Origin of the sequence: Nocardia sp. NBC_00565, from assembly GCF_036345915.1 — a bacterium.
GTDB lineage: Bacteria > Actinomycetota > Actinomycetes > Mycobacteriales > Mycobacteriaceae > Nocardia.
This window is the reverse complement of record NZ_CP107785.1, coordinates 3289358-3309804: the sequence shown is the minus strand read 5'-3', so window position 1 is coordinate 3309804 and position 20447 is coordinate 3289358. Positions and strand designations below refer to the sequence as shown.

The following is a 20447-nucleotide window of genomic DNA, read 5'->3' as shown; positions in this document are numbered from 1 at the left end:
ATGACATTCCGCTATCTCGGCCGCACCGGCGTGCTGGTCAGCCCGCTCACCCTGGGGGCGATGAACTTCGGGGCGTGGGCCAACCGCGACCACGACGATGCCGCGCGAATCATCCACCGCGCGTTGGACGCTGGCATCAATGTCGTCGACACCGCCGATGTGTACTCGCAGGGTGAGAACGAGGAGATCGTCGGCAAGGCACTGGCCGGTCGCCGGGACGAGGTGGTGCTGGCCAGCAAATTCCACGGCCAGATCGGCACCGATCCGAATAGTCAGGGCAATTCGCGGCGCTGGATCATCCGCGCCGTCGAGGACAGCCTGCGCAGGCTGAACACCGATCACCTCGACCTCTACCAAGTGCACCGGCCCGATCCGGCGGTGCCGATCGAGGAAACCCTGCGCGCACTGCACGATTTGGTCGCGGCGGGCAAGATTCGCTATTACGGCACAACGACATTCGAACCGCATCAGCTGGTCGAGGCGCAGTGGGTGGCCGAGGATCGGAACCTGCAGCGACCGGTCACCGAACAGCCGCCGTATTCGATACTCGCCCGCGCCGCCGAGCGGGCGACACTGCCGATCGCCCAGAAGTACGGTCTCGGCGTACTGACCTGGAGTCCGCTTGCGGGCGGCTGGCTTTCGGGCCGCTATCGGGCCGGTGAGAGCGCGGCCGAATCCAGCAGGCTGACCAGGCAACCACATCGGCACGATCCGGCGCTCGAGGCCAACCGGCGCAAGCGTGCCGCCGCAGAGGAATTGGCCAAGCTCGCCGACGACTCGGGGCTGTCGCTGGTGCATCTGTCACTGGCGTTCGTGCTGCAGCATCCGGCGGTCAGCAGTGTGATCATCGGGCCGCGAACGCTCGAACACCTCGAGACCCAGCTCGGTGCGGTCGATGTAGGACTGGACGCCGAACTGCTCGACCGCATCGACCAGATCGTCGCGCCCGGCGTGACGATCAGCTCGGCCGATGAGGGCTACCTGCCCCCGTCGCTCACCGATCCGTCCACCCGCCGTCGCACCGATGTGGGGGCGCGCCGATGAGCCTGTCCGACCTGCGCATCTTGGGACGTACCGGGGTGCGTATCAGTCCATTCGTGTTGGGCGCCATGAATTTCGGTGCTCGTGGCCGGACCTCCCACGAGGAATCGATCGCGTTGGTGCACCGCGCGCTCGATGCCGGTGTCAATGCCATCGATACCGCCGACACCTACTCGCGCGGTGAGTCGGAGACCATTGTCGGCAAGGCACTGCGCGGCCGTCGCGATGAGGTGATCCTCGCCAGCAAATTCCACAACGCCGTCGATGACGACCCGACCCATCGCGGCAACTCGCGGCGCTGGCTCACCCGCGCCGTCGAGTATTCGCTGCGCCGACTCGACACCGACCACCTGGATCTCTACCAGGTTCACCGTCCGGAGGCGGTGACCGAGATCGACGAAACCCTGGGCGCACTCGATGATCTGGTGCGCGCGGGCAAGATCCGGTACTACGGAACCTCGGTATTCGCACCCGCCGAATTGGTCGAGGCGCAGTGGGTCGCCGACCGGCGGAAGCTGAATCGACCTGCCACCGAACAGGTTCCGTACTCACCGCTGATCCGCGGTATCGAACGCGAGACCTTGCCGATCGCCCGCAAGTATGGGCTCGGGGTACTCACCTACGGTCCGCTGGCGGCGGGGTGGCTTTCCGGGCAGTACCGGATCGGTGCGCCGCAGCCGCAATCGTATCGGGCAGATCTCATTGCGGGCCGATTCGATATCGAATCGCCCGCCAACGCGGCGAAGCTCGCCGCGGCCGACGCCCTCGCGGTGCTGGCCGAGGAATCCGGCCTGACCCTGATCGAATTGGCCATCGGTTTCGTGCTGGCGCATCCGGATGTGACCGCGGCGATCATCGGCCCACGCACCGAGGCGCATCTCGACGCATACCTACGCGCGGCCGAGGTCACTCTCACCGCCGACGTGCTGGACCGCATCGATGAGATCGTTGCGCCCGGAACGGTCTTCGCTGACCGCGACACCGGCAAGATTTCGGATGCCATCGCCGATCCGGCGCAGCGCAGGAGTGTCGCGTGACCGGACAGCCGCTGCCGCACAGAACCTGTGCTCAGTAATAGACCGGGCCGGGGACGCCGCCGCCCACCGCGATAGCGTCGCCGGTGATGGCGATGCTGCGTGGTGATGCGAGAAAGGTCACCACGTCGGCGACCTCCCGAGCGTCGATGACCCGGTGTACCGAGTTCCTCGTGAGCCCGGCTTCGAGTTCGGCGAGCGTACTTCCGGATTCCTCGGCTTGTGCGGTCAAACGGTCGGTGAGGCGTTCGGTTCTGGTCAGGCCCGGATGCACGACCGTCACATTGATACCCTTCGGGCCGAGTTCGTCCGCCAGGTTCTTGGTCAATGCGGAAACGCTGACATTGCGAATGGTTTGGGTGATGGAATTGGCCTGCCGCGCACCCAGTCCACTGATGTTGATGATCCGGCCCCAGCCTTGCGCGATGAAGTGCGGTGCGACCGCACGTGCGGTGCGCAGGTAACCGAGCACTTTTATCTCGATCTCGCGACGGACGATGTCGTCGGTGGTCGCGGTCAGATCGGTGGGGGATCCGGCGCTCCACGGCGTCGCGGCGGAATTCACCAGAATGTCGACACCGCCCAATTCGGCGACAGTGCGCTGGACGAGTTCTTTGACCTGGCCGTCGTCCCCGGTATCGGTAGGTATCGCGATTATTCGTCGGCCGGTCTCGTCGGCCAATGTCCGTGCGGCGACCTCGAGTCGTTCGGCTGAGCGCGCCGCGATCACCACATCCACGCCTTCGGTCGCGAGTCCGCGAGCAATGGCCAGCCCGATCCCTTGGCTACCGCCGGTCACGATCGCGCGTTTTCCGTCCAGGTTCAGATCCACCCGGCCGACGCTAACAACCCCGGTGGCATTGGTGACCGATCCCGCTCGCGTTGATCCGAATTCCGCGCAATTCTGGTGCGAGCAGCGCCCCCGCGGTGCGCTGAATCGTGGTGCTGCGCGTCTTGCCTCCCGGTCCGCGCGATTCGACGAGAGATCTCTGGTTCTCGAAATCTGTCTTCGGTCGAGACGGTGGTCGAGTCGCCGAAGTTCACCTCGAACGGTGGGTCGTCGTCAAGATATTCGGCGACAGCCGAACAGGCCCTCCGGCGACCGGACCTGACAAGCGCCCGGACGTGCGGATGCTGGCCGGATTGCGAGCCGGCTCCGCGTCGCCGGATGCCGGTGGCTCGGTGCCGGCGATCCAAATCCGGCCTTCTCGACCCGGGCCTGCTACTGGAGGATTGCTCGGTCCCGGGTCGAACAGACCGGGAAGCGCCGTGGGCTTTCCAGCGTGCAGGCACTTCCCGGTGTTTCGTGGTGGCGGGTCAGAGATCCATGAGATCGGCTGCGAGACTGGTCAATTCGTTCTTATAGGTCGTGGCGAGTCCGACCAGTGAGTTGGCTTGGGCCTCCTGCGCTTTGACCATGGTTTCGAGAACCATCACCCTTCGTCGAAGTTTCGCGATGATCCTCTCCTGATCGCTGATGATCGCTGCCTGATCGCTGATTCTCGCCGCTGCACCCTCACCGGCGGAAGCCGCTTTGTCAGTGGCCAGGGCGACCGAGCTCGAATAGGTCACCAGGTCCTCTGCTCCGACCGCGACCGACTCCACTTCCTCTTCGGACTCGACGGCTGTCTCATCGTCGGTCGCTGCCGCATCTTCGGCTACGTCACGCTCGGTGGGACTGCCCTCGTCGTCAGTCGCTAGCTCGACCTCACTGGGGGTTTCGCCCTCGGCTACCTCCTCACGTTCCGCAACCGCCACCGCTACGGCCTCCGGTTCGACCTCAGCCTCCACAACCACAGGCACTTCCGCTTCCTCGGCTACCGCTTGTACTTCGGCGGCCACTTCCGCCTCGGGGGCCTCGGCCGCGCCCTCTTCCTCAGCTACCTCGACGTCACCCACCTCGGCCACCGTCTCGTCCTCAGTGGGCGCCTCGCCTTCGGCGGCCACCACCTCGGCGGTGGCTTCGGTCTCGACCTCCTCCTGATCGTCAGCTGCTGAGTCTTCCTCGGCTGCTTCCAGACCCACCACCGCAGATTCCGCTGTGGCTACAGCCTCCGCTGCTGGCTCACCTTCGGTTACTACCTGCTCCTGTTCAGCCGCTTCGACGACCTCCGCATACTCGGCAACGGGTGGCTCCGCCGCAGCTGCCTCGACCGCCAGCTCTGTCACGCCGGCTGCTTCGGCCTCAACTACTTCGGCCTCGGCCACCTCCTCGCCGTCTGTGGGTTCCTCGCTTTCAGCGGCCACCTCCGCTGCAGCGACCTGGTCCCCTTCGGCCTCCGCCGCCTCCGCAACGGCCGGTTCAGCCTCGGCGACTACTGCATCGCTGTCTTCTGCGGCGACATCCTCCCCGGCCGGTGTTTCGGTCCTGACATCCGCACCGCCTTCAGCTACCGCCTCCTCACCCGAGGCACCGGCTATGTCCTCCTCCGCCACCGTCGCCCCACTTTCGCCGGTATCGGCGTCCTCCGTGATCTCGACTGTGGCTTCGGCCTCGACTGCCGGTTCGGCTTCCGGCATTTCACCTTCGGCGACTGCTTCCGCCTCGGTCGCAGCAATGGCAGCGGTCTCCGCCACCGCCTCCGCACTTTCGGCCGATCCTTCTGCTTCAGCGTCAGGTTGGGCCTCGGCGGCCTCATTCTCGGCAGCAACTTCGTCTTCGGCGGCCACCCCTTCCGTTTCCGCAGCCGCATCCGCGACCTCGACTCCGTCGGCTTCGACTGCCCCCTCGGCTTGCGGCACTTCATCTTCGCCTGCTGTGTCGGCTTCAGTCTCAGCGGCAACAGCATCGGCTTCCGCCACCGGCGCTACAGCTTCGGCCTCAGCGTCAGGTTGAGCCTCGGCAGTAGCTTCGTCTTCGGCGGCTGTCGTCTCCGTTTTCTCGGCCGTGTCGGCAACCTCGGCTTCGGCCTCGACTGTCGGGTCGGCTTGCAACCCTTCATCTTCGGATGCCGTTCCCGCTTCGGTCTCGACGGCAACCGTACTGGCTTCCACTGCCGCCGTAACTTCAGCCTCAGCACCAGGTTGAGCTTCCGCAGTAGCTTCGTCTTCGGCGGCTGTTGTCTCCGTTTCCTCGGCCGCGTCGACCGCTTCGGCTTCGGCTTCGACTGTCGGGTCGGCTTGCGGCACTTCATCTTCATCTTCGGCTTCCGCAGCTTCGGTGACCGCCTCACCCTCGGCAACCGAACCGCTCTCGGCGGCCGAGGATTCACTGACGTCGGGAGCCTCAGCTACGGGTTCCGCCTCAGCATCGGCGACGGTCTCATCCTCAGCCGCCACCACTTCACTCTCAGCAAATGCGGATTCAGCCTCCGGCGTTTCGGTACCCTCGGTCGCAGCGGGCTCCCACTCGGCAACCACATCGTCCTCAGCCGCCGATGCCGTAGTCTGCTGGGCTGCTTCACCTTCAGTAACCGCCGCTTCGCTCTCAGCCGCCGCTTCGCCCGCTGCGGCCAGCGTTTCCACCTCGGCTGCGGTGGCTGTCTCCGGCTCGGTCACCGCCACGTCGTCTTCGGTAGCTGTCGTCTCCTCCTCGGTGGCGGCCGCGTCGTCGGTGGTCTGCGCCCAGTTGTCGGTCGTTGTCATAATTGTCCGCCCTTTCGAACACTGCGATCGTTCCCCGGCTCGAGCCCCGGGGCCTACAGCCTCGCACGGGATCGAGGTTGCTGCTTCCGAATCCGGCAGTGCTGGTATGCAATTCAGCAGAAGTACGCAATGGAGACCGATCTGTAACCCGAAATGCCGGTGACGTCGTGCAAGCTTGTCTCGAACGGCTGCACCCGGTCACGCCACTGCGCACGGACGACTCAGGCAAACTGATGATGCTGATATGTTGCTGTATCAGGGCCAAATTCGAGTCAGGGCCAAATTCGGTCGATGCGAACTGGCGCAGCCGATCGTGGTCAACCCTTTAGGCCCGCGCCCCGCGCGTCGGTGGCTATCAGCGCCGAGTACCTGGAGCAGGAGCCGGGAAGGCGGCCGAACGCAACAGGACCTTGGACATTCGGCGACTGAGACTCTGCGCGACGTGCTCCGTTCTCTCCGGCCTGCGGCCCGCCAGAATGGTCACCGCCGCGACCGCGGTCGGGCCGCCGACGTTGTGCGCCAGGCCGATTCGCGCACCGTCGACCTGGTTGGCGGCATCGCCGCACAACTGTTCGAACAGCTCGGCACATTGGGCTACCCCGGTGGCGCCGGGCGGATGACCACCAGCACGAGCTTGCCGCGCACATGACCGTCCTCGCTGACGCGGTGCGCCTGCGCGATCTCGGCGAGCGGGAAGGTCTGCGCGACCAGCAGCGAGAAGCGCCCGGACTCGATCAACTCGCCGATCTCGGCGAGCGCGTGGACCGCGCGGCCGGCGTCCCCGCTGCTGAACCTCACCCCGTGCTCCTGTGCGCCACCGAAGTCGGCGATCGTCACGACGTGCTCCGGGCCGCCCGCGAGCTCGATGAGCTCGGGCAGGACGCCGCTCCCGGCGACGTCGAGCGCGGCGTCGACGCCGTCGGGCGTGAGCGCGCGAACCCGGTCGACGAGGCCCGCGCCGTAGGCGACGGGCTCGGCCCCCAGCGAGCGAAGGTACTCGTGGTTCGCCGGACTGGCGGTGCCGATCACGCGTGCACCGCGCACCACGGCGAGCTGAACCGCGGCGCTACCGACGCTTCCGGAGGCGCCGTTGATGAGCAGCGTGCTGCCGCTCTCGATGCCGAGTTGGTCGAGCGCGCGCGTGGCTGTCTCGATGGCGGCCGGCAGCGCGGCAGCGCCGGGGAAGTCGAGCGACCGCGGGATCGGCGCATAGTTGGACAGCACCGCCAGCTCGGCCTGGGCCGCCCCTTCGGCGGAGAAGCCGAATACGCGATCACCGACCGCCACGTCCGCAACGCCCTCGCCGAGCTCGTCGACGACGCCCGCCGCCTCGTAGCCCAGGGTCTGCGGGAGCGCCCCATCCATCAGGCCCTTGCGCTTCTTCCAGTCGCTCGGGTTGACACCGGCCGCGCGCACCGCAATCCGGACCTGGCCGGGACCCGGATGCGGATCGGGGAGATCCACGATCTCGAGGACCTCCGGGCCTCCGAAATGGTTGAAACGGACTGCTTTCATCAATCGCTCCGATCTCGACTCAGGGAGTGTCGCGGTTGCTGCGCGTACGGCAGTCTGCCAGCCTCGCGTGCCGGGCCCGAGCTCAGCGCCACGCGCGGGCAGGGCTCGGCCGCTCCCTCGCCCCGCCGCCGTCGTCCTGCCCGCGGCATCACCTGGACCCGCATATAAGACACGCTCTCGCTCACCCGCCCGCCGGGAGTTCCATCCGCCTGCATCCGGAGAACACTCCGGCACGCTCGGCGACCTCCAACGCACGCTCCAGGTCGGTCGCCTCGGGATGGATCCGTTCGAGGGGCTGCCGACCGAACCTATCAGCCCGGCGGCTGTACCCCTCGAAACCGATTCTCGCCAGGACGATTCGAGGTTCCGCGAACCCAGCGGCAACTTTTGACCATGTTGCGCGGGCGGAGGCGATGAGCAGCTGCGGGCCGAACCTGGCCGCTTGATCCGGCACGTAGGCCATCTGCCGCCGCTTCAAACGACCTCCTCGAGGGAGTGTCGGTTCAACGGCAGATCTTGATCCCGGTTGGGCGTGCCCGGCGTGTGGCCCCACGGCTGATGGCGGCAGTCGCCGCGGCCGCCGTCACGATCGCCGCGGTTGCCGTGGCCGTCGCGATGGTCGGGCTAGTGCATTCGTGGTCTGCCGGAAGACGATGCGCGACTTGCCGATCCCCGTCTCTCGGCTGTGCACGACGGTGGCCTCCGGTACGAAACCCCAAGCTGCGGCGCGCGATTCGCCGACGCCGGTAACAGGAGTCCAATAACACTGGTGCTCGTAACACTTGGATACCGACCGGTAGACGAGGCGAAGGCTGTCGAAACGCGGCGAGGTGAATAACGGACCATCTCGCTTTCGATCTCGAGCTCTGTTGTACCGCGATATGTTCGTTCGGGTACAGAGAGAGGGCCCATGACTGCAGGTGGTTCGAGCGCTGTCGCTCGATTCGGTTCGGCGCATGCGCGGATCTGCACGACCACAGGTCAGGTCGTTGGCGCGGGGTTTCTGGTGGGCCCGAACGTCGTCGCGACGTGTGCGCACGTGATCGCATACGCAACCGGTACCGACCCAAATGCCGTGCAGCCGCCGGACTCGATTGTGGCGGTGGACTTTCCGTTGCTGCCCTCGGCCGGGCCGCGGCGTGCGCGTGTGCGCCGGTGGACCCCGATCGCCGGGGACGGTCGGGGTGATGTCGCGATCCTGGAGCTGGACGGCGCAGTGGGCGATTCGGTTGCGCCGCCGCCATTTTGGCGTGCCCATGACCCGTGGGGGCGCGAGTTCCGGATGTTCGGTTTTCCGGCGGAGTTGCCCGACGGTGTCTGGGCCTCCGGCGAGTTCCGGGAACGGCAGGGCACCGGCTGGCTGCAGCTGCAGCGGGTCGGCGGCCAGCCGATCACGCGGGGGTTCAGCGGTGCACCGGTATGGGACAGCGGAACAGACGCGGTGGTGGGGATGGCAGCGGTTGCCGACCCGCGTGGGTACACCGGGACCGCGTTCATGATCCCGATCGCCGACGTGCTCGGTATGGACCCCTCGTTCGTCCCCAATCCCTATCGTGGGCTGGAGCCGTTCGACGAGGAACACGCAGACTACTTCTACGGTCGAGACGACGACATCGAGCGTGTGTTGTCGGCACTGCGGCAGCGACCGCTCGTCGCGGTAGCGGGACCGTCCGGCACCGGCAAATCGTCGCTCATCCGCGCGGGGGTGATCCCCCGGCTCCGCGCGCAGGGGCGGCAGATCGCGAGCTTCCGGCTCGCCGGCGATGTGTCGCCGGGCGATGCGGCCACGCCGGTCGTCCGTGCGGTTACCCCACGATTCGATCTTCCGGACGGCGGCGAGCTCTCGACGCTGCTGGCGGAGCACGCGGCACGTGATCCGGGGACCGTCGACGACTCGGTGGCGCGGCTGCTCGAGCGCGTGCCGCCGGAGGGCTTGGTGCTGTTCGCGGATCAGTTCGAGGATCTGGCCGCGACCGCGCCGGAGCGGGCGCGCGCGGTGCTGCAATGGCTGATGGAGCTCACCCGCGCCGATACCGAGGGGCGCATCCGAATTCTGCTCACGTTGCGGTGGGATGCGCTGAACAACCTGATCGACGCAGAGCTCGCCGGATTTCTCGACGGGGCGACGGTGGCGCTGGCGCCGATGGGTCGTGACCAGCTCCGCGACGCCATCCAGCGGCCCGCCGCCCGTGCGCCTGGCGTCGATCTGCAGCCGGCGCTCGTCGAGCGTCTCGTAGACGACACGGTGGGCGAGCCGGGCGCGCTGCCACTGCTCGAGTCGACGCTGACGCAACTGTGGGATCGACGCGCCGGCGCGTCGATTACCGTCGAGGACTACGAAAGAGCCGGCCGCGCAACAGGTTTCTTCACCGACCGGGCCGACCACGTGCTGGCCCAGTTCACCGACCCGCTCGAAGCATTCGACGTGCAGCGCTTGCTGAAGCTGCTCGCCGCTCCCACTTCGAGCGGAGGGGGTTTCGTCCGGTCCGTGGTGTCGATGGATGACTTTCCTGAACTGCGCAGTGTCGCTGGACGATTGGCGCGCGATCGGCTGGTCGTCGTGGGGCGAGATTCGCACGGAACCGACACCGTCGAACTGGCTCACCAGGCCCTCATCGACAACTGGTCGCGGCTGCGCGGCTGGCTGCAGGACGACCGCGACTTCCGCGCCTGGCAGCAGCAACTCGAGCGGGACCGCCAGAAGTGGGAGCTGTCCGAGCACGACAACGGCGCGCTACTGCACGGCAGGGCGCTGGAGGATGCGCTCGACTGGGTCGACAAGCGCAAACCCGAAGTCCCTGCAGCGCATCGGCTATACATCGGTGCCAGCCGTCGGCTCCGTCGACGCGCGGTCCGGCGGTTGTGGACCGTCACCGCGGTTGTGACCGTACTCGCCCTCGTCGCCGCGGGAACAGCTGTCGTTGCCTATCGGACCAGTCAAGCCCGGACGGCTCAGCTGCGCGAGCAGGCAGGGGCCAACCTTGCTCACCAGTCGGAGGTGGTCGGTGACACAGATGCCGACCAGGCACTCCAATTTGTCGAAGCAGCAGGGAAATTCGCTCCAGACAACCCTGAGGTTCGCGCTGCTCAACTGCTGGCGCAGGTTCGGCTGGGCTCGTTGGAGTCGCGCTACTCCGGCCTCTGGTCGAATGCGATAGACACATCCGACAGTCGAGACGGGTCCGTCCTTGCAGTCGCCCAGACGAATGGCGAAATCATCGTTGTGAGCGAACTTTTTGTGGGTGAGCCGTCGCGCTGGCGACTCGGATTCGTTGCGGACCTTATCGAGATCGAGCTGAGTCCGGACGGGAGGAAGCTAGTTGCGGTCAACAGTCGCGGTGGTATCTCGCTGTGGGACATCCCAACTAGAAGCGGTCCGATGACGGTTCGTATGGACGCCCCAACGGGCGTGGGACGCTTTGCGGTCTCGGAAATGTTTTCCGACGATAGTAGATCGCTGATCGTGTCATTCGATCCGAAACGAGAAACCGGCGGCGAAATGGGCGATCCCGACGTGATAGAACTCTATGATGTCGCAGGACCACCTCGCCAGTTGTCGGGTATTTCTGCGGACGGGATGGCGTGGCGCCTACCCGTTCGAATCGATCCGAACCGCGCCGCTGCGTGGTTCTGGGAAATGAATTCCTCGAGGCAGCAACGCTCGGTCGTTCGAGAGTTGGGGACCGGACGTGAGATCGGGGAGTGGGCAGGTGGTGATTTCAGTTCCAGCGGATTGATAGTTGGCTGCGGCGCGGATCCTGCGGTGCTGACGGTTAGGGAAATGGATGGTACCGAGCGCTACCACATGAATGTCGGTAGCTGTCCGCTCGGCACCATTCTTGACGGCACAAAACAATTTGCCGTTATCAACACTGGCAAGTATCGGGATGCGTTCGCAATCGCGCTGATCGTGCAGATCGACACCGGCCGCAGCTATTATGTCCAAATTCCGAACGATAGCACTAGCAGACGTGCGACCGTGGGGATCACGCCGAATGGTCCGGTCGTGGCGATGAAAACTTATGATGGGTTGGAGCGGTACGGGGTCGCGGCAGAACTGGACAAATCGAGTTGGCAAGCGGCCCTGCCGGACAACAACAACTACGCATCTTGGAGTCCCGACGGCCGCTATGCGCAGATCGTGCGTGGCGGAGTCTCGGTACTGGTCGATCTGCAGTCGAGGCGGGTAGTTGCCCAGGCGGGCAGAAAGCTCGCGGAGTTGACGGGCGCCCCGAACACCCGGGTGGCGTTCACGCCGGACAATCGGCACGTCCTCACTGGGACGCGCACGAATGAACTTCTGGTCTTGAACAATCCCGACCTAACCGTCGAGCGTCGTATAACACTACCTGTTCCGCCGAATCTGGGTACCGCGTTTCCTGCGAGCGAACGTGCGACACATATCGTGGTCGGCAATAACGACGAAGCCACTGTGTTGTATGCGGGTGTCATCACCCGCTGGCGGATCAGCGACGGTCGGCAGATCGGCAATCCGGTGCAAATAAGTGACAACGCCGAAGATCTGCAAAATAGTGTACGAACCGCATTTCTAATTGGGTATTCGAATAGCTCTTCGGTGATTGTGCGGGCCGGGTATGCCGAACTGCAATTGTGGGATTTGGATACCGGAGTGCGGGTACGTTCGTTCAGTCCCGGGGCTCTGAACCGCATTTTCGATGTAAAAATGAATCCACGGGATGCGGAAGTGCTCGTCAAAGACCAAGCGGGAAGCGTGTATCGCTGGAATTCCATCACGGACCAAAGTGCTAAGGTCGATCTTGCCGCGATTCCAGAAGACTTTCAAATGGCGGGGTGGTCATCTGACGGCACGATAGTCCTGTCCGGCGGGTCAGAGATCGAAGTATGGGACACCCGCACTCAGACGAGCACCAAGTTCGCGGTCCCAGGATCTATTCGAGTATGGACGCTCATCGGAGCAACGTTGATCGGCCTGTCCGACCAGGGGCCACTCTATATCAACCTCGACGACAACAATATTCAACAACGGCTGTGCGCGATCAATAATCGTGACTACACCGACGCCGAACGCGACAAGATCCCGCGCGGCGTCGACACCGAGCCACCATGCGCGAGCGGCTGACGCTCGAGCGTTGAATTCGATTGTGTATCAAGCCGCTTCGATATTCGCCCGAAGCCGTTTGAGTGCGGCGTGCACGTAGGCCTTCACGGTCCCGTCTCCCACGCCCATGATCGCGGCAGTTTCGGCATAGGTGTTTCCCTCGAAGGCGCGCACAACCACTGCCTGGCGTTCGCGGGCGGGGACGGCGTTCAGCGCGGCGATCAGCGTGTGCCGCAACGCGATCACATCGTCGAAGGCGAGTCCGGCACTGTCTGCCAGCTGCGCGATCCGCGTCTCGCCGTCGGGATCGAGGCGGTCGCGATCGTTAGCGGCTCGTCGCCAGGTATCGCGGGTCAGGTTCTTTGCGGCGGTCCAGATATAGCGGCGCAATTCCTCGGCGTCGGTGATACCGGGACGCGCGGCGTAGACGCGCATGAACGCGGTCTGGACGATGTCTTCCGCGTCGGTGCGGCTCCCGACCTGTTTGGTCACCGAGGCCAGCAGCATGTCCTTGGTCGACTCGTACGCCTCGATCAGTAGGTCGTCGAACGCCCGCACCGAATCAACGCCGCCACGCCCGATCCGAATCACCGACGTCTCAGGGGCGCTCGCCAGCAGTGACAGCGGTTCCCTCGCACAGTCTTGCAGGACCGCGCCCAGCAGCGCGATGAGCGCAACGTCACGTACCCAATCGCCATTGTCTGCCGTGCTCATCCGAACCGCCTTTCTGTGCCGTTACCGAACTACAACACGTCGGTGCCCGAAAAAGTTGGGCACGAAACGTGACCAACCGTTCGGCCCATCACGGAGTTGAGGGATGCATGAAACCGTATCCGGCAACACTTCCCCAGCTTTCCGACAATCCGCCGAGTGGCTTCACTGCGATCACAGCTGGTGTGTTGGCCAGCCTCGGTGCCGCATCGCATCTGCTCGGAGTCATTCTCGTTGGCCTTGTGCTCGGCTCGACACCAGCCGATGCCGGACTGGACGGCGAGTGGCCGTACTGGTTCGAACCGGTGCTCATCCTCATCGGTCTCTTCGGGCTCACCGTCGGAGTCCTGTTGGCTGCGGGAGCTGTCCAGCTGTTCCGCAGAAGGCTCGTAGGCCGGGCGCAAGTGCTGGCCGCCTACACGCTGAACGTCTCGGTTGGCTGGATCATGCTCGCGTACCTGGCAATTGCTGGATTCGGCGATGACAGCACGATCAGCTTGGACATCGGTCCTTCCGTGTTGGCCACGCTCGTCGTCCAGACCCCGGCGATGATCACTCTCATTCTCGCCGCGGTTCCGGCGACCAAGCGCTGGCTCGATTACCGTCCGGCGCAGCCATGGGAAACGGACGAAAAATGACATACCAACCGTATCCCGATGGCCGACCGAATCCGCAGTACGGACACCGACCAAGTGGCGGCACTGCGATCGCGGCGGGTGTGCTCGCCTTGTTCGGCGCGGCGCATCGGCTGCTGAGCGCAGTGCTGGCGGTCGGCCTGTTCATATTTCTCGGCACGGGCAGTGAACTGCTTCGCGAGGCGGATCGCCCGATGCGGACGACCTTGCTGATCTCGGCTCCGATCTTCTCGGTGGTCGGCGTGCTGCTGCTCGTCGGCGCCATTCAGCTGCTTCGCGGAAGCCGGGCCGGCCGTACGTTCATCGTCGCCGCCTGCACGGCCGACATCGCTTATGGGATAGTCGAATTCGCGATCGTGAAGGCGGTTGCCGCGAGTGACGACGAGCTGATCCTGGTCGGCAGTCCGGTGCTGGTGACGGTCGGGGTCATCTTCCCGGTCATCACGATCGGATTGACTGTGGCCGCCGCCACGACGCGTTGGCTGGAAAACGACGGCTCGCGGCACTCGGCTAGCCGCCGGGCCGAACCCGAGCAGAATCAGGGCCAGGTGTCTGCGTCGGTCACGCCCGTCGCCGCGGTCGGCAAGCTGCGGGTCGTCCGACCGATCGATGCGCTCGGGCGTTGGTCGATCGGTTTGATCGGCTGCACCACGGCTGCACTGCTCGTCTTTGTGAGCACCGAGGCGCTGGGCTATCGCGCGCTCGACAGCTATCACGGAGAGTATCCGAATGCCAAGGCCCGCAATGAGTTTCATGACTGGTCCATGGTCGTCGGTTCGGCCATGATCATCATGCTCATGGCGTTGGTCGGCACGGGGATCGTGTTCATGGCGTGGCTGCGGCAGGCCCGGAGCAATGCCGATGCGCTGTGTGCGGCGCGGCATCGGCTACCGATCGGGTGGGTGGTCGGCGGCTGGTTCTGCCCCGTGGTCAACACGTGGTTTCCGGCGTCGATCCTCACCGACGTGCTGCGCGCCAGTGATCCGCGGACACCGACGGATGCGCCGGATCTCCGTGGGCGTCCGGGCGGGTTGTTGGTCGGTGTGTGGTGGTTGGCGTGGCTGGCCACGTGGACCGTGCTCTTTTGGCCAACCGATTCCGACTTCCTATCGCCGGCACGGGCCGCTGCCGTGGCGCTGTCGATGGTGGTTGCCGGGGCGTGCGCGGCGGTGATCATCACCCGCATCGGCAACTGGCAGCGGTCGCGGGCACTGGTCGGCGATCCGAATGACATCCGATTTCGATCGTGGAGTCGATGACGACATGGTGGCGATGGGCCAGGTTCGAGGGAACGCGATGAGCCGAATGATCGAGCCCGGCTACGAGACCGGGCTGCGCCGTTTCGTCGGCCCGGAGATATACCAGCGCAATAGTTTTCACGTGACCGGACTGGACGTCACGGCATCGGCTCGTGCGGTCCGGCGACGCGCCGAGCAGGCGCGAGGCGACGAGCGGATTGCCGAGGCCTGTCGGGAACTGGGGGACCCGATGCGCCGGATCATCGACGAATTCTTTTGGCACTGGCCGGGTTACGATGCGCACAATCGCGCGGTCGATGCGCACGCGAGGGCCCTGGCCGGTCCAGCGGACGCTGTCGACTGGGCGGGTGTGCGGTGGCTCTGGCATGAAGCTGTCAGCGAAGAGCCGGGCTGGGACTATGTGCGCGACCGGATTCTGCAGTTGGACGAGCCGGAGATCCGTCCCGATTTCGTCGATCAGTTGCGGCGGCTGCTGCCCGCGCTGTTGGTTTCGGTCAACGCCGCCCTATTTGCCCGCGCGGTCGAACGTGGGGACGATTCGGCGGCCGCGGATCAGGTGCGCGCGACCGTGCGGATGGCATCCGGCGACGAGCGGCTGGCCGGTGCGGAGGTCGCAACAGCGATTCGGCCCGTGCTCGACGACTTCGACGATCCGCCAGTCGAGCGCTTCGCCGCCCCGGTGCTCGCGCGCACGGTCGAGTTGTGCCGGCGAGCGCTGGCCGAGAAGAACCTGGGCCGTGGCGATATCGAACGCGTGATCCTCGTCGGCGGGCCGACGCTGTCACCGTTTGTTCGGGAGTATCTCGCGGACCCGGAATCCGGGCTGGGCATTGCGCTCGATCACACCGAGGATCCGCTCACGGTCGTCGCACGCGGTGCCGCGATCTTCGCTGGAACGCAACGCTACGAAGCTGTTTCGGCACCACCGGTCGCGCACGGTGGCTTTGCGCTCACACTGGACTACCACCCGGCCGGGCCGGACCCCGACCCGTTGATCCGCGGCAGCATCGGACCGGCCGACCACGGTCTGTCCATCGAGTTCGGCAATCCCGAGTCCCGCCCGCCGTGGCGCAGCGGCCGCGTTCCCGTCGCGCCGGGCGGCACGTTCGCCACGCGGGTGCTCGCAGAGCGCGGGCGGCTCAACACGTTTCAAGTGTGGTTGAGCGATGCGCTCGGTAACCGCCACCAGGTTGGCCCCGACACGTTCACATACACCGTCGGCGCGGTGCAGGCCGAGCAACCACTGATCCATTCCATCGGAATCGGCCTCGCGGACAACACGTTGCTGTCGCTCGCTCCTAAAGGCGCCACCTTGCCGGTGCGCTGCCGCGCCAAGCTACACACCACGACGACCGTCACGCCCGGCGTCGCGAGCGGCGTGATCCGTATTCCGATTCTCGAAGGCGAACAGCCGAGGGCGGATCGGAATCGGCGGGTCGGCTGCCTCGAGGTGCGCGCCCAGCACATCTCGCGGCCGCTACCCCTCGGCTCGGATATCGAGTTCATCGTGGAGATCGACTCGTCGCGGCTGGTGACCGCACGTGCCTACGTGCCGATGCTGGACGAGGAGTTCGACCAGGTCGCCGATCTCGAATCCGAGACGGTGCCCACCCACACCGAACTCCTCGGCCGAGTGAGTGAGATCCGGGAACGATTGGCGTCGTTGCGATCTCGTCAGGTGAAGGCCGGCGATCCGGTCGCCGGCATGGTGCTCATGCAGGTCGATGCGGCGGGCCGAACCGAGACGGTCGAACAACGGCTCGCCGCTGCCCTCGACGACACCGATGCCGCACAAGGTTGCGACGCGCTGGTGCGCGAGCTGCACGTCGCCCTCGACGAAGCCGAGGACGCGCTGCAATGGCCCGAACTTGTCGCCAAGGCTCGTTCGGCCTGCGCCGACGCCACCGATATCGTTGCCGCGCATGGGAATGCTGACGACGCCGTCGCGATGCGCGCAACGATGCTCGCGATCGAAGACGCGATCGACACACGTGACTCGACGGCGCTGCGCCAGCACACGAACGACCTCGGCCGCCTCATCGGTCAGGTGCTCGATCGCGCAGGTGTCTTGCAGGTCGAGCTCTTTCACCAGCTCGCCGCCCGCCGAGCCGAGATGAGCAGCCCGCTACACGCCGATCGTCTGATCGCGCAGGGCTACGCCGCCTTGGACCGCGACGACACTGCACCCTTGCGACCGATCAACAGTCAGCTCTTCGCCCTGCTGCCCGCGGCGTCGCAGGCAGCAGACGATCCGCTCAGCACGGTTCGGCCGTCGTACTGATCTGGCCGAGGGCCTCGTTCGGCCCTCCAACATTTGCTGACCGTCCGACAATGGGATGTTCGCAACGATCACCGCCCGACACCAGCGGGAGTCGGGCTGTGTCGTGGCAGCCCGACCCACCGTAGGAGGCGCGCAATGATCTTCATCGTCGTCAAATTCAAGACCAAGCCCGAAAAGGCGGACGAATGGCTCGACCTCGTCGGCCCATTCACCGCGGCCACCCGAGCCGAGGAGGGCAACCTCTGGTTCGACTGGTCTCGCAGCGTCGACGACCCGTCCGAATTCGTCCTCGTGGAGGCATTCCGAGACCAGGCCGCCGGCGCCGCCCATGTCGGCAGCTCCCACTTCAAGTCCGCGATGACCGAACTTCCCGCAGCCCTCGCCCAGACCCCGCGCATCATCAGCCAGACCATCGACGCCACCGACTGGTCCGAAATGGGGGAGATGACCGTCGAATAGCCGCTTCTGCGAAACACGTCGGCGACCGCCACACGGTCACACCGTGCCACCGCGTAGCGACCACCGAACGGATCGTCGAGTTGTTGTAGTCCCCAGCGTCAGGGTCAGCGGTGCATGTATCCCAGTGTGAATGATGCATCGTCCAGTCGCGGGGCGATCGATTCCCCGCCGAGTGCCTGCCGCAGTATGGCTTGTTCGTCCTGGATGACGTGCATTACGGCGTTGATCAGGGCGAGGTGGGTGAACGCCTGGGGGTAGTTGCCCCAGTGCCGGCCGGTTCGGGGGTCGATCTCCTCGGCGTAGAGGCCGAGGGGGCTGGCGTAGGCAAGCAGTTTCTCGCACAGCTGCTTGGCTCGTTTCTTTTCGCCGATCTCCGACAGCGCCGAGACCAGCCAGAACGAGCAGATCGTGAACGCACCTTCTTCCCCTGCGCATCCATCGTCGGTTTCCGTGACGTGGTACCGCAATACGAGGCCGTCCTCGGTCAGTTCGTCGGCGATGGCCAACACCGTGTTGCGTACTCGGTCGTCGTCGGGGGGCAGGAAACGAACCAGCGGGATGAGCAGGTTCGAAGCATCCAGCGCCGTGCTGCCGTAGTACTGGGTGAACACCTGCCGGGAGTCGACCCCATGAGCGCATATGTCGGCGTGGATTTCGTCTGCGGCCTGTTGCCAGCGATCCGCGCGTTCGACGTCCTGGTGGATGCGGGCAAGCCGGGCGCCGCGATCGGCGGCAACCCAACACATCACCTTGCTGGAGGTGAAGTGTTGCGGCTCCCCGCGTACTTCCCAAATGCCATGGTCGGGCTGGCGCCAGTAGGTGAGGGCGCTTTTGACCGCCCGGCTCAGCACCAGCCAGGCTCGTGCGTCGATTTGGTCTTGGTTGCGCGCGTAGAGATAGACCGCGTCCAGCGCAGCGCCCCACACATCGTGCTGGCGTTGCCGGTACGCGTCGTTGCCGATGCGCACGGGGCCGGCATTTTCGTAGCCGCGCAGGTGGGTGAGGGTCTGCTCGGTGAGGTCGCTCTCGCCGCCGATCCCGTAGACGATCTGCATGTCCCGGACGTTTTCGGTCAAGTTGATGATGTAGGAGAAGAAGTCATTCGCCTCCCAGCTGAAACCCAGTGTGTACAGGCCCCACAGAGCGAAGGCGGAATCGCGTATCCACGAGTAGCGATAGTCCCAATTGCGTTGTCCACCTGGGGTTTCGGGTAATGACGTGGTGGCGGCGGCGCTGATGGCGCCGGTGGGTGCGAAGGTCAGGCCCTTGAGGGTCAGTGCGCTGCGGGTGAGCTGGGCAGCCCACGGATGGTCCGGGAACCGCCCGCCGGCCAACCAGTGCCGCCAATGGTGGATTGTCCGCAGCAGCCGTTCATCGGCCTCGTCAACGGCGCGGGGCGCGTCGCGACTACCCCAGGAGAGCGCGCAAAAGCGTGTGTCGCCCGCCTTCAGTAGGGTGCGAGCAAGCGCGTGCGTACCTTCCAGCCCCAAGCGCAAGTCGGTGCTCAGCGTCAGCTGCAGATCGATCCCGTCAGCGCTGGCCTGCGCGAGGTGGTAACTGTCGAGGTACTCCCAACGAGCGCGATGCCTGCCGTAGCCGAAGGACGGCTGGCAGTCGAGCCCGAACTGCATTTGCCCGGTCTCACAGTGCACCGTCCGCAGCAGAATGTGCTCGGCGTCGTAGTCGGTGGGGGTTCGACGGTGGGCGCTGCGGCCGGGTGTCTGGTGCCGCCAGGGCCCGACCAGCAGCACATCGCGAACCGTTGCCCACCCGTCGCCGCTGCGCCAACTCGTCTCCATGACCATCGTGCCAGGGACGTAGCGGCGATCGGTGGGCACCATGAAGTCGGCGGGGGCGAACCGAAACGAACCTGCGGAACGATCGAGTATGGCTGCGAAGATACTGGGGGAGTCCATACGAGGTAGACACATCCACTCGATGGCTCCGCTGGGGGCGATAAGCGCAGTGACCTCGCAGTCGGAGATGAAACCGTAGTCGTCGATGCGCGGGAACGCCGTGGGCCGCGGCGTGCGTTCGATGTCGTCGTCCATGTGTTGCTCCATCATCTCGGCGCTGAAATCTGGCCGGCTACTCCACGCGATTGCCTGGTGTACCGCCTTTCTTCTCGACCGAACTGCGAGCGGGATCGGGGACGTGAGTGTTATGGCGTTTCCAAATAGCCCACCACCTTGTCGGTCGTATCGGCAAGCCCGGAATTGCTGCGACGTGATGGGGAGGGTGAGCCGTCCCGGATCCGGTGGAGACTCTGCTCTCCCGCCTAGCGGAGAACGCCTTAGTTGACCGACACAGAGATCGGCAAGCTCATCGACTCAGTCGCGCCATCACAGCCGTCCTCGCCGCAGGTGCATGATCCGACAAGCCAGATCTGTATCCGGCCCTACAACGCCGCATACAGCTTCGGAACGGTCGGCCCTCGGCGACGTTATGCCAATACTCGCCGTCTGGCCGCCAGGGGCAGCGGCGGAATGAGTTTCGTCCAGAATTCGTGGCGGACCGCATCCCACAGCCTCGCCAGTTCCGGAAAGAGCTCTCGCGCCCGCGCGAGATCCGGGTAGTTGCTCGGGCAGAAGGAAGCTACCTGCGAAGCGTCGGATGCGTTGTCTACGGCGACAATTGCGATCAGATGATGCTGAACGAAGCGCCACGTCACACAGAAGCCGTCGACTTCCGTTCGGCGAAGATCCTCATCCATCTTCGACCCCCCGTCGCCGCACGCTTACCTCGTGCATTTGGCGACCACTGTCAACCGGCCGCAGTCGGCTATGCGCCGCCATCTCGGCTAGCAACTCAGCACGGCCACCGGTGCACCACCGGAGGTGCTTCCTG

13 protein-coding genes and 1 pseudogene are annotated in these 20447 nt (G+C 65.3%); 7 read left to right on the top strand and 7 right to left on the bottom strand.

Features of this window, described 5'->3' with window-relative positions; genetic code table 11:
- Both OG874_RS15860 and OG874_RS15855 read left to right on the top strand, forming a co-directional pair.
- Positions 1 to 1044, top strand: coding sequence for an aldo/keto reductase (locus OG874_RS15860; protein WP_330255906.1), 1044 nt, complete (start codon positions 1 to 3; stop codon positions 1042 to 1044).
- The gene (locus OG874_RS15855) at positions 1041 to 2078 is read left to right on the top strand and encodes an aldo/keto reductase (protein WP_330255905.1); all 1038 of its coding nucleotides are present in this window, start codon (positions 1041 to 1043) and stop codon (positions 2076 to 2078) included. Before OG874_RS15860 ends, OG874_RS15855 begins: the two co-directional genes overlap by 4 nt.
- Before the next feature lie 31 nt (positions 2079 to 2109).
- Here OG874_RS15855 and OG874_RS15850 read toward each other — a convergent pair whose 3' ends face one another.
- The 4 genes and pseudogenes from OG874_RS15850 to OG874_RS15835 all read right to left on the bottom strand — a co-directional run bounded on the left by OG874_RS15850 (position 2110) and on the right by OG874_RS15835 (position 7175).
- Complete coding sequence (locus OG874_RS15850; RefSeq protein WP_330255904.1) at positions 2110 to 2907, bottom strand: SDR family NAD(P)-dependent oxidoreductase; 798 nt, start codon at positions 2905 to 2907, stop codon at positions 2110 to 2112.
- 485 nt (positions 2908 to 3392) lie between these two features.
- On the bottom strand, positions 3393 to 5660 hold the full coding sequence (locus OG874_RS15845; RefSeq protein WP_330255903.1) for a hypothetical protein: 2268 nt from the start codon (positions 5658 to 5660) through the stop codon (positions 3393 to 3395).
- A gap of 466 nt (positions 5661 to 6126) precedes the next feature.
- Positions 6127 to 6291, bottom strand: a pseudogene (locus OG874_RS15840) (thiolase C-terminal domain-containing protein); the annotation flags it as partial.
- The gene (locus OG874_RS15835) at positions 6255 to 7175 is read right to left on the bottom strand and encodes an NADP-dependent oxidoreductase (protein WP_330255902.1); all 921 of its coding nucleotides are present in this window, start codon (positions 7173 to 7175) and stop codon (positions 6255 to 6257) included. The gene OG874_RS15835 and the pseudogene OG874_RS15840, both read right to left, overlap by 37 nt.
- A 910-nt stretch (positions 7176 to 8085) precedes the next feature.
- Between OG874_RS15835 and OG874_RS15830 the strand changes: the two genes are divergently transcribed.
- Positions 8086 to 12276 carry an nSTAND1 domain-containing NTPase gene (locus OG874_RS15830; protein WP_330255901.1) on the top strand — a complete coding sequence of 1397 codons (4191 nt, stop codon included), beginning with the start codon at positions 8086 to 8088 and terminating at the stop codon, positions 12274 to 12276.
- 27 nt (positions 12277 to 12303) lie between these two features.
- Here OG874_RS15830 and OG874_RS15825 read toward each other — a convergent pair whose 3' ends face one another.
- Positions 12304 to 12969: an RNA polymerase sigma factor gene (locus tag OG874_RS15825; RefSeq protein ID WP_330255900.1), complete on the bottom strand. Its 666-nt coding sequence runs from the start codon at positions 12967 to 12969 to the stop codon at positions 12304 to 12306.
- A 68-nt stretch (positions 12970 to 13037) separates the two neighbouring features.
- On the opposite strand from OG874_RS15825, the gene OG874_RS15820 reads away from it, so the two are divergent.
- The 4 genes from OG874_RS15820 to OG874_RS15805 all read left to right on the top strand — a co-directional run bounded on the left by OG874_RS15820 (position 13038) and on the right by OG874_RS15805 (position 17600).
- Positions 13038 to 13604, top strand: a complete 567-nt coding sequence (locus tag OG874_RS15820) for a hypothetical protein (protein WP_330255899.1) — start codon at positions 13038 to 13040, stop codon at positions 13602 to 13604.
- The gene (locus OG874_RS15815; RefSeq protein WP_330255898.1) at positions 13601 to 14860 is read left to right on the top strand and encodes a DUF4328 domain-containing protein; all 1260 of its coding nucleotides are present in this window, start codon (positions 13601 to 13603) and stop codon (positions 14858 to 14860) included. Before OG874_RS15820 ends, OG874_RS15815 begins: the two co-directional genes overlap by 4 nt.
- Entirely contained in the window at positions 14829 to 17141 is a 2313-nt protein-coding gene (locus OG874_RS15810) for an Hsp70 family protein (protein ID WP_330255897.1), read from the top strand. The genes OG874_RS15815 and OG874_RS15810 overlap by 32 nt, the downstream gene beginning before the upstream one ends.
- A gap of 135 nt (positions 17142 to 17276) precedes the next feature.
- Complete coding sequence (locus tag OG874_RS15805; protein WP_330255896.1) at positions 17277 to 17600, top strand: putative quinol monooxygenase; 324 nt, start codon at positions 17277 to 17279, stop codon at positions 17598 to 17600.
- A gap of 104 nt (positions 17601 to 17704) precedes the next feature.
- Here the strand turns inward: OG874_RS15805 and OG874_RS15800 are convergent, their stop codons facing one another.
- Both OG874_RS15800 and OG874_RS15795 read right to left on the bottom strand, forming a co-directional pair.
- Entirely contained in the window at positions 17705 to 19651 is a 1947-nt protein-coding gene (locus OG874_RS15800) for a glycoside hydrolase family 15 protein (RefSeq protein ID WP_330255895.1), read from the bottom strand.
- 392 nt (positions 19652 to 20043) lie between these two features.
- A complete protein-coding gene (locus tag OG874_RS15795) occupies positions 20044 to 20313 on the bottom strand; it encodes a hypothetical protein (RefSeq protein ID WP_330255894.1) in 270 nt (89 codons plus the stop codon).
- Positions 20314 to 20447 lie beyond the last annotated feature (134 nt).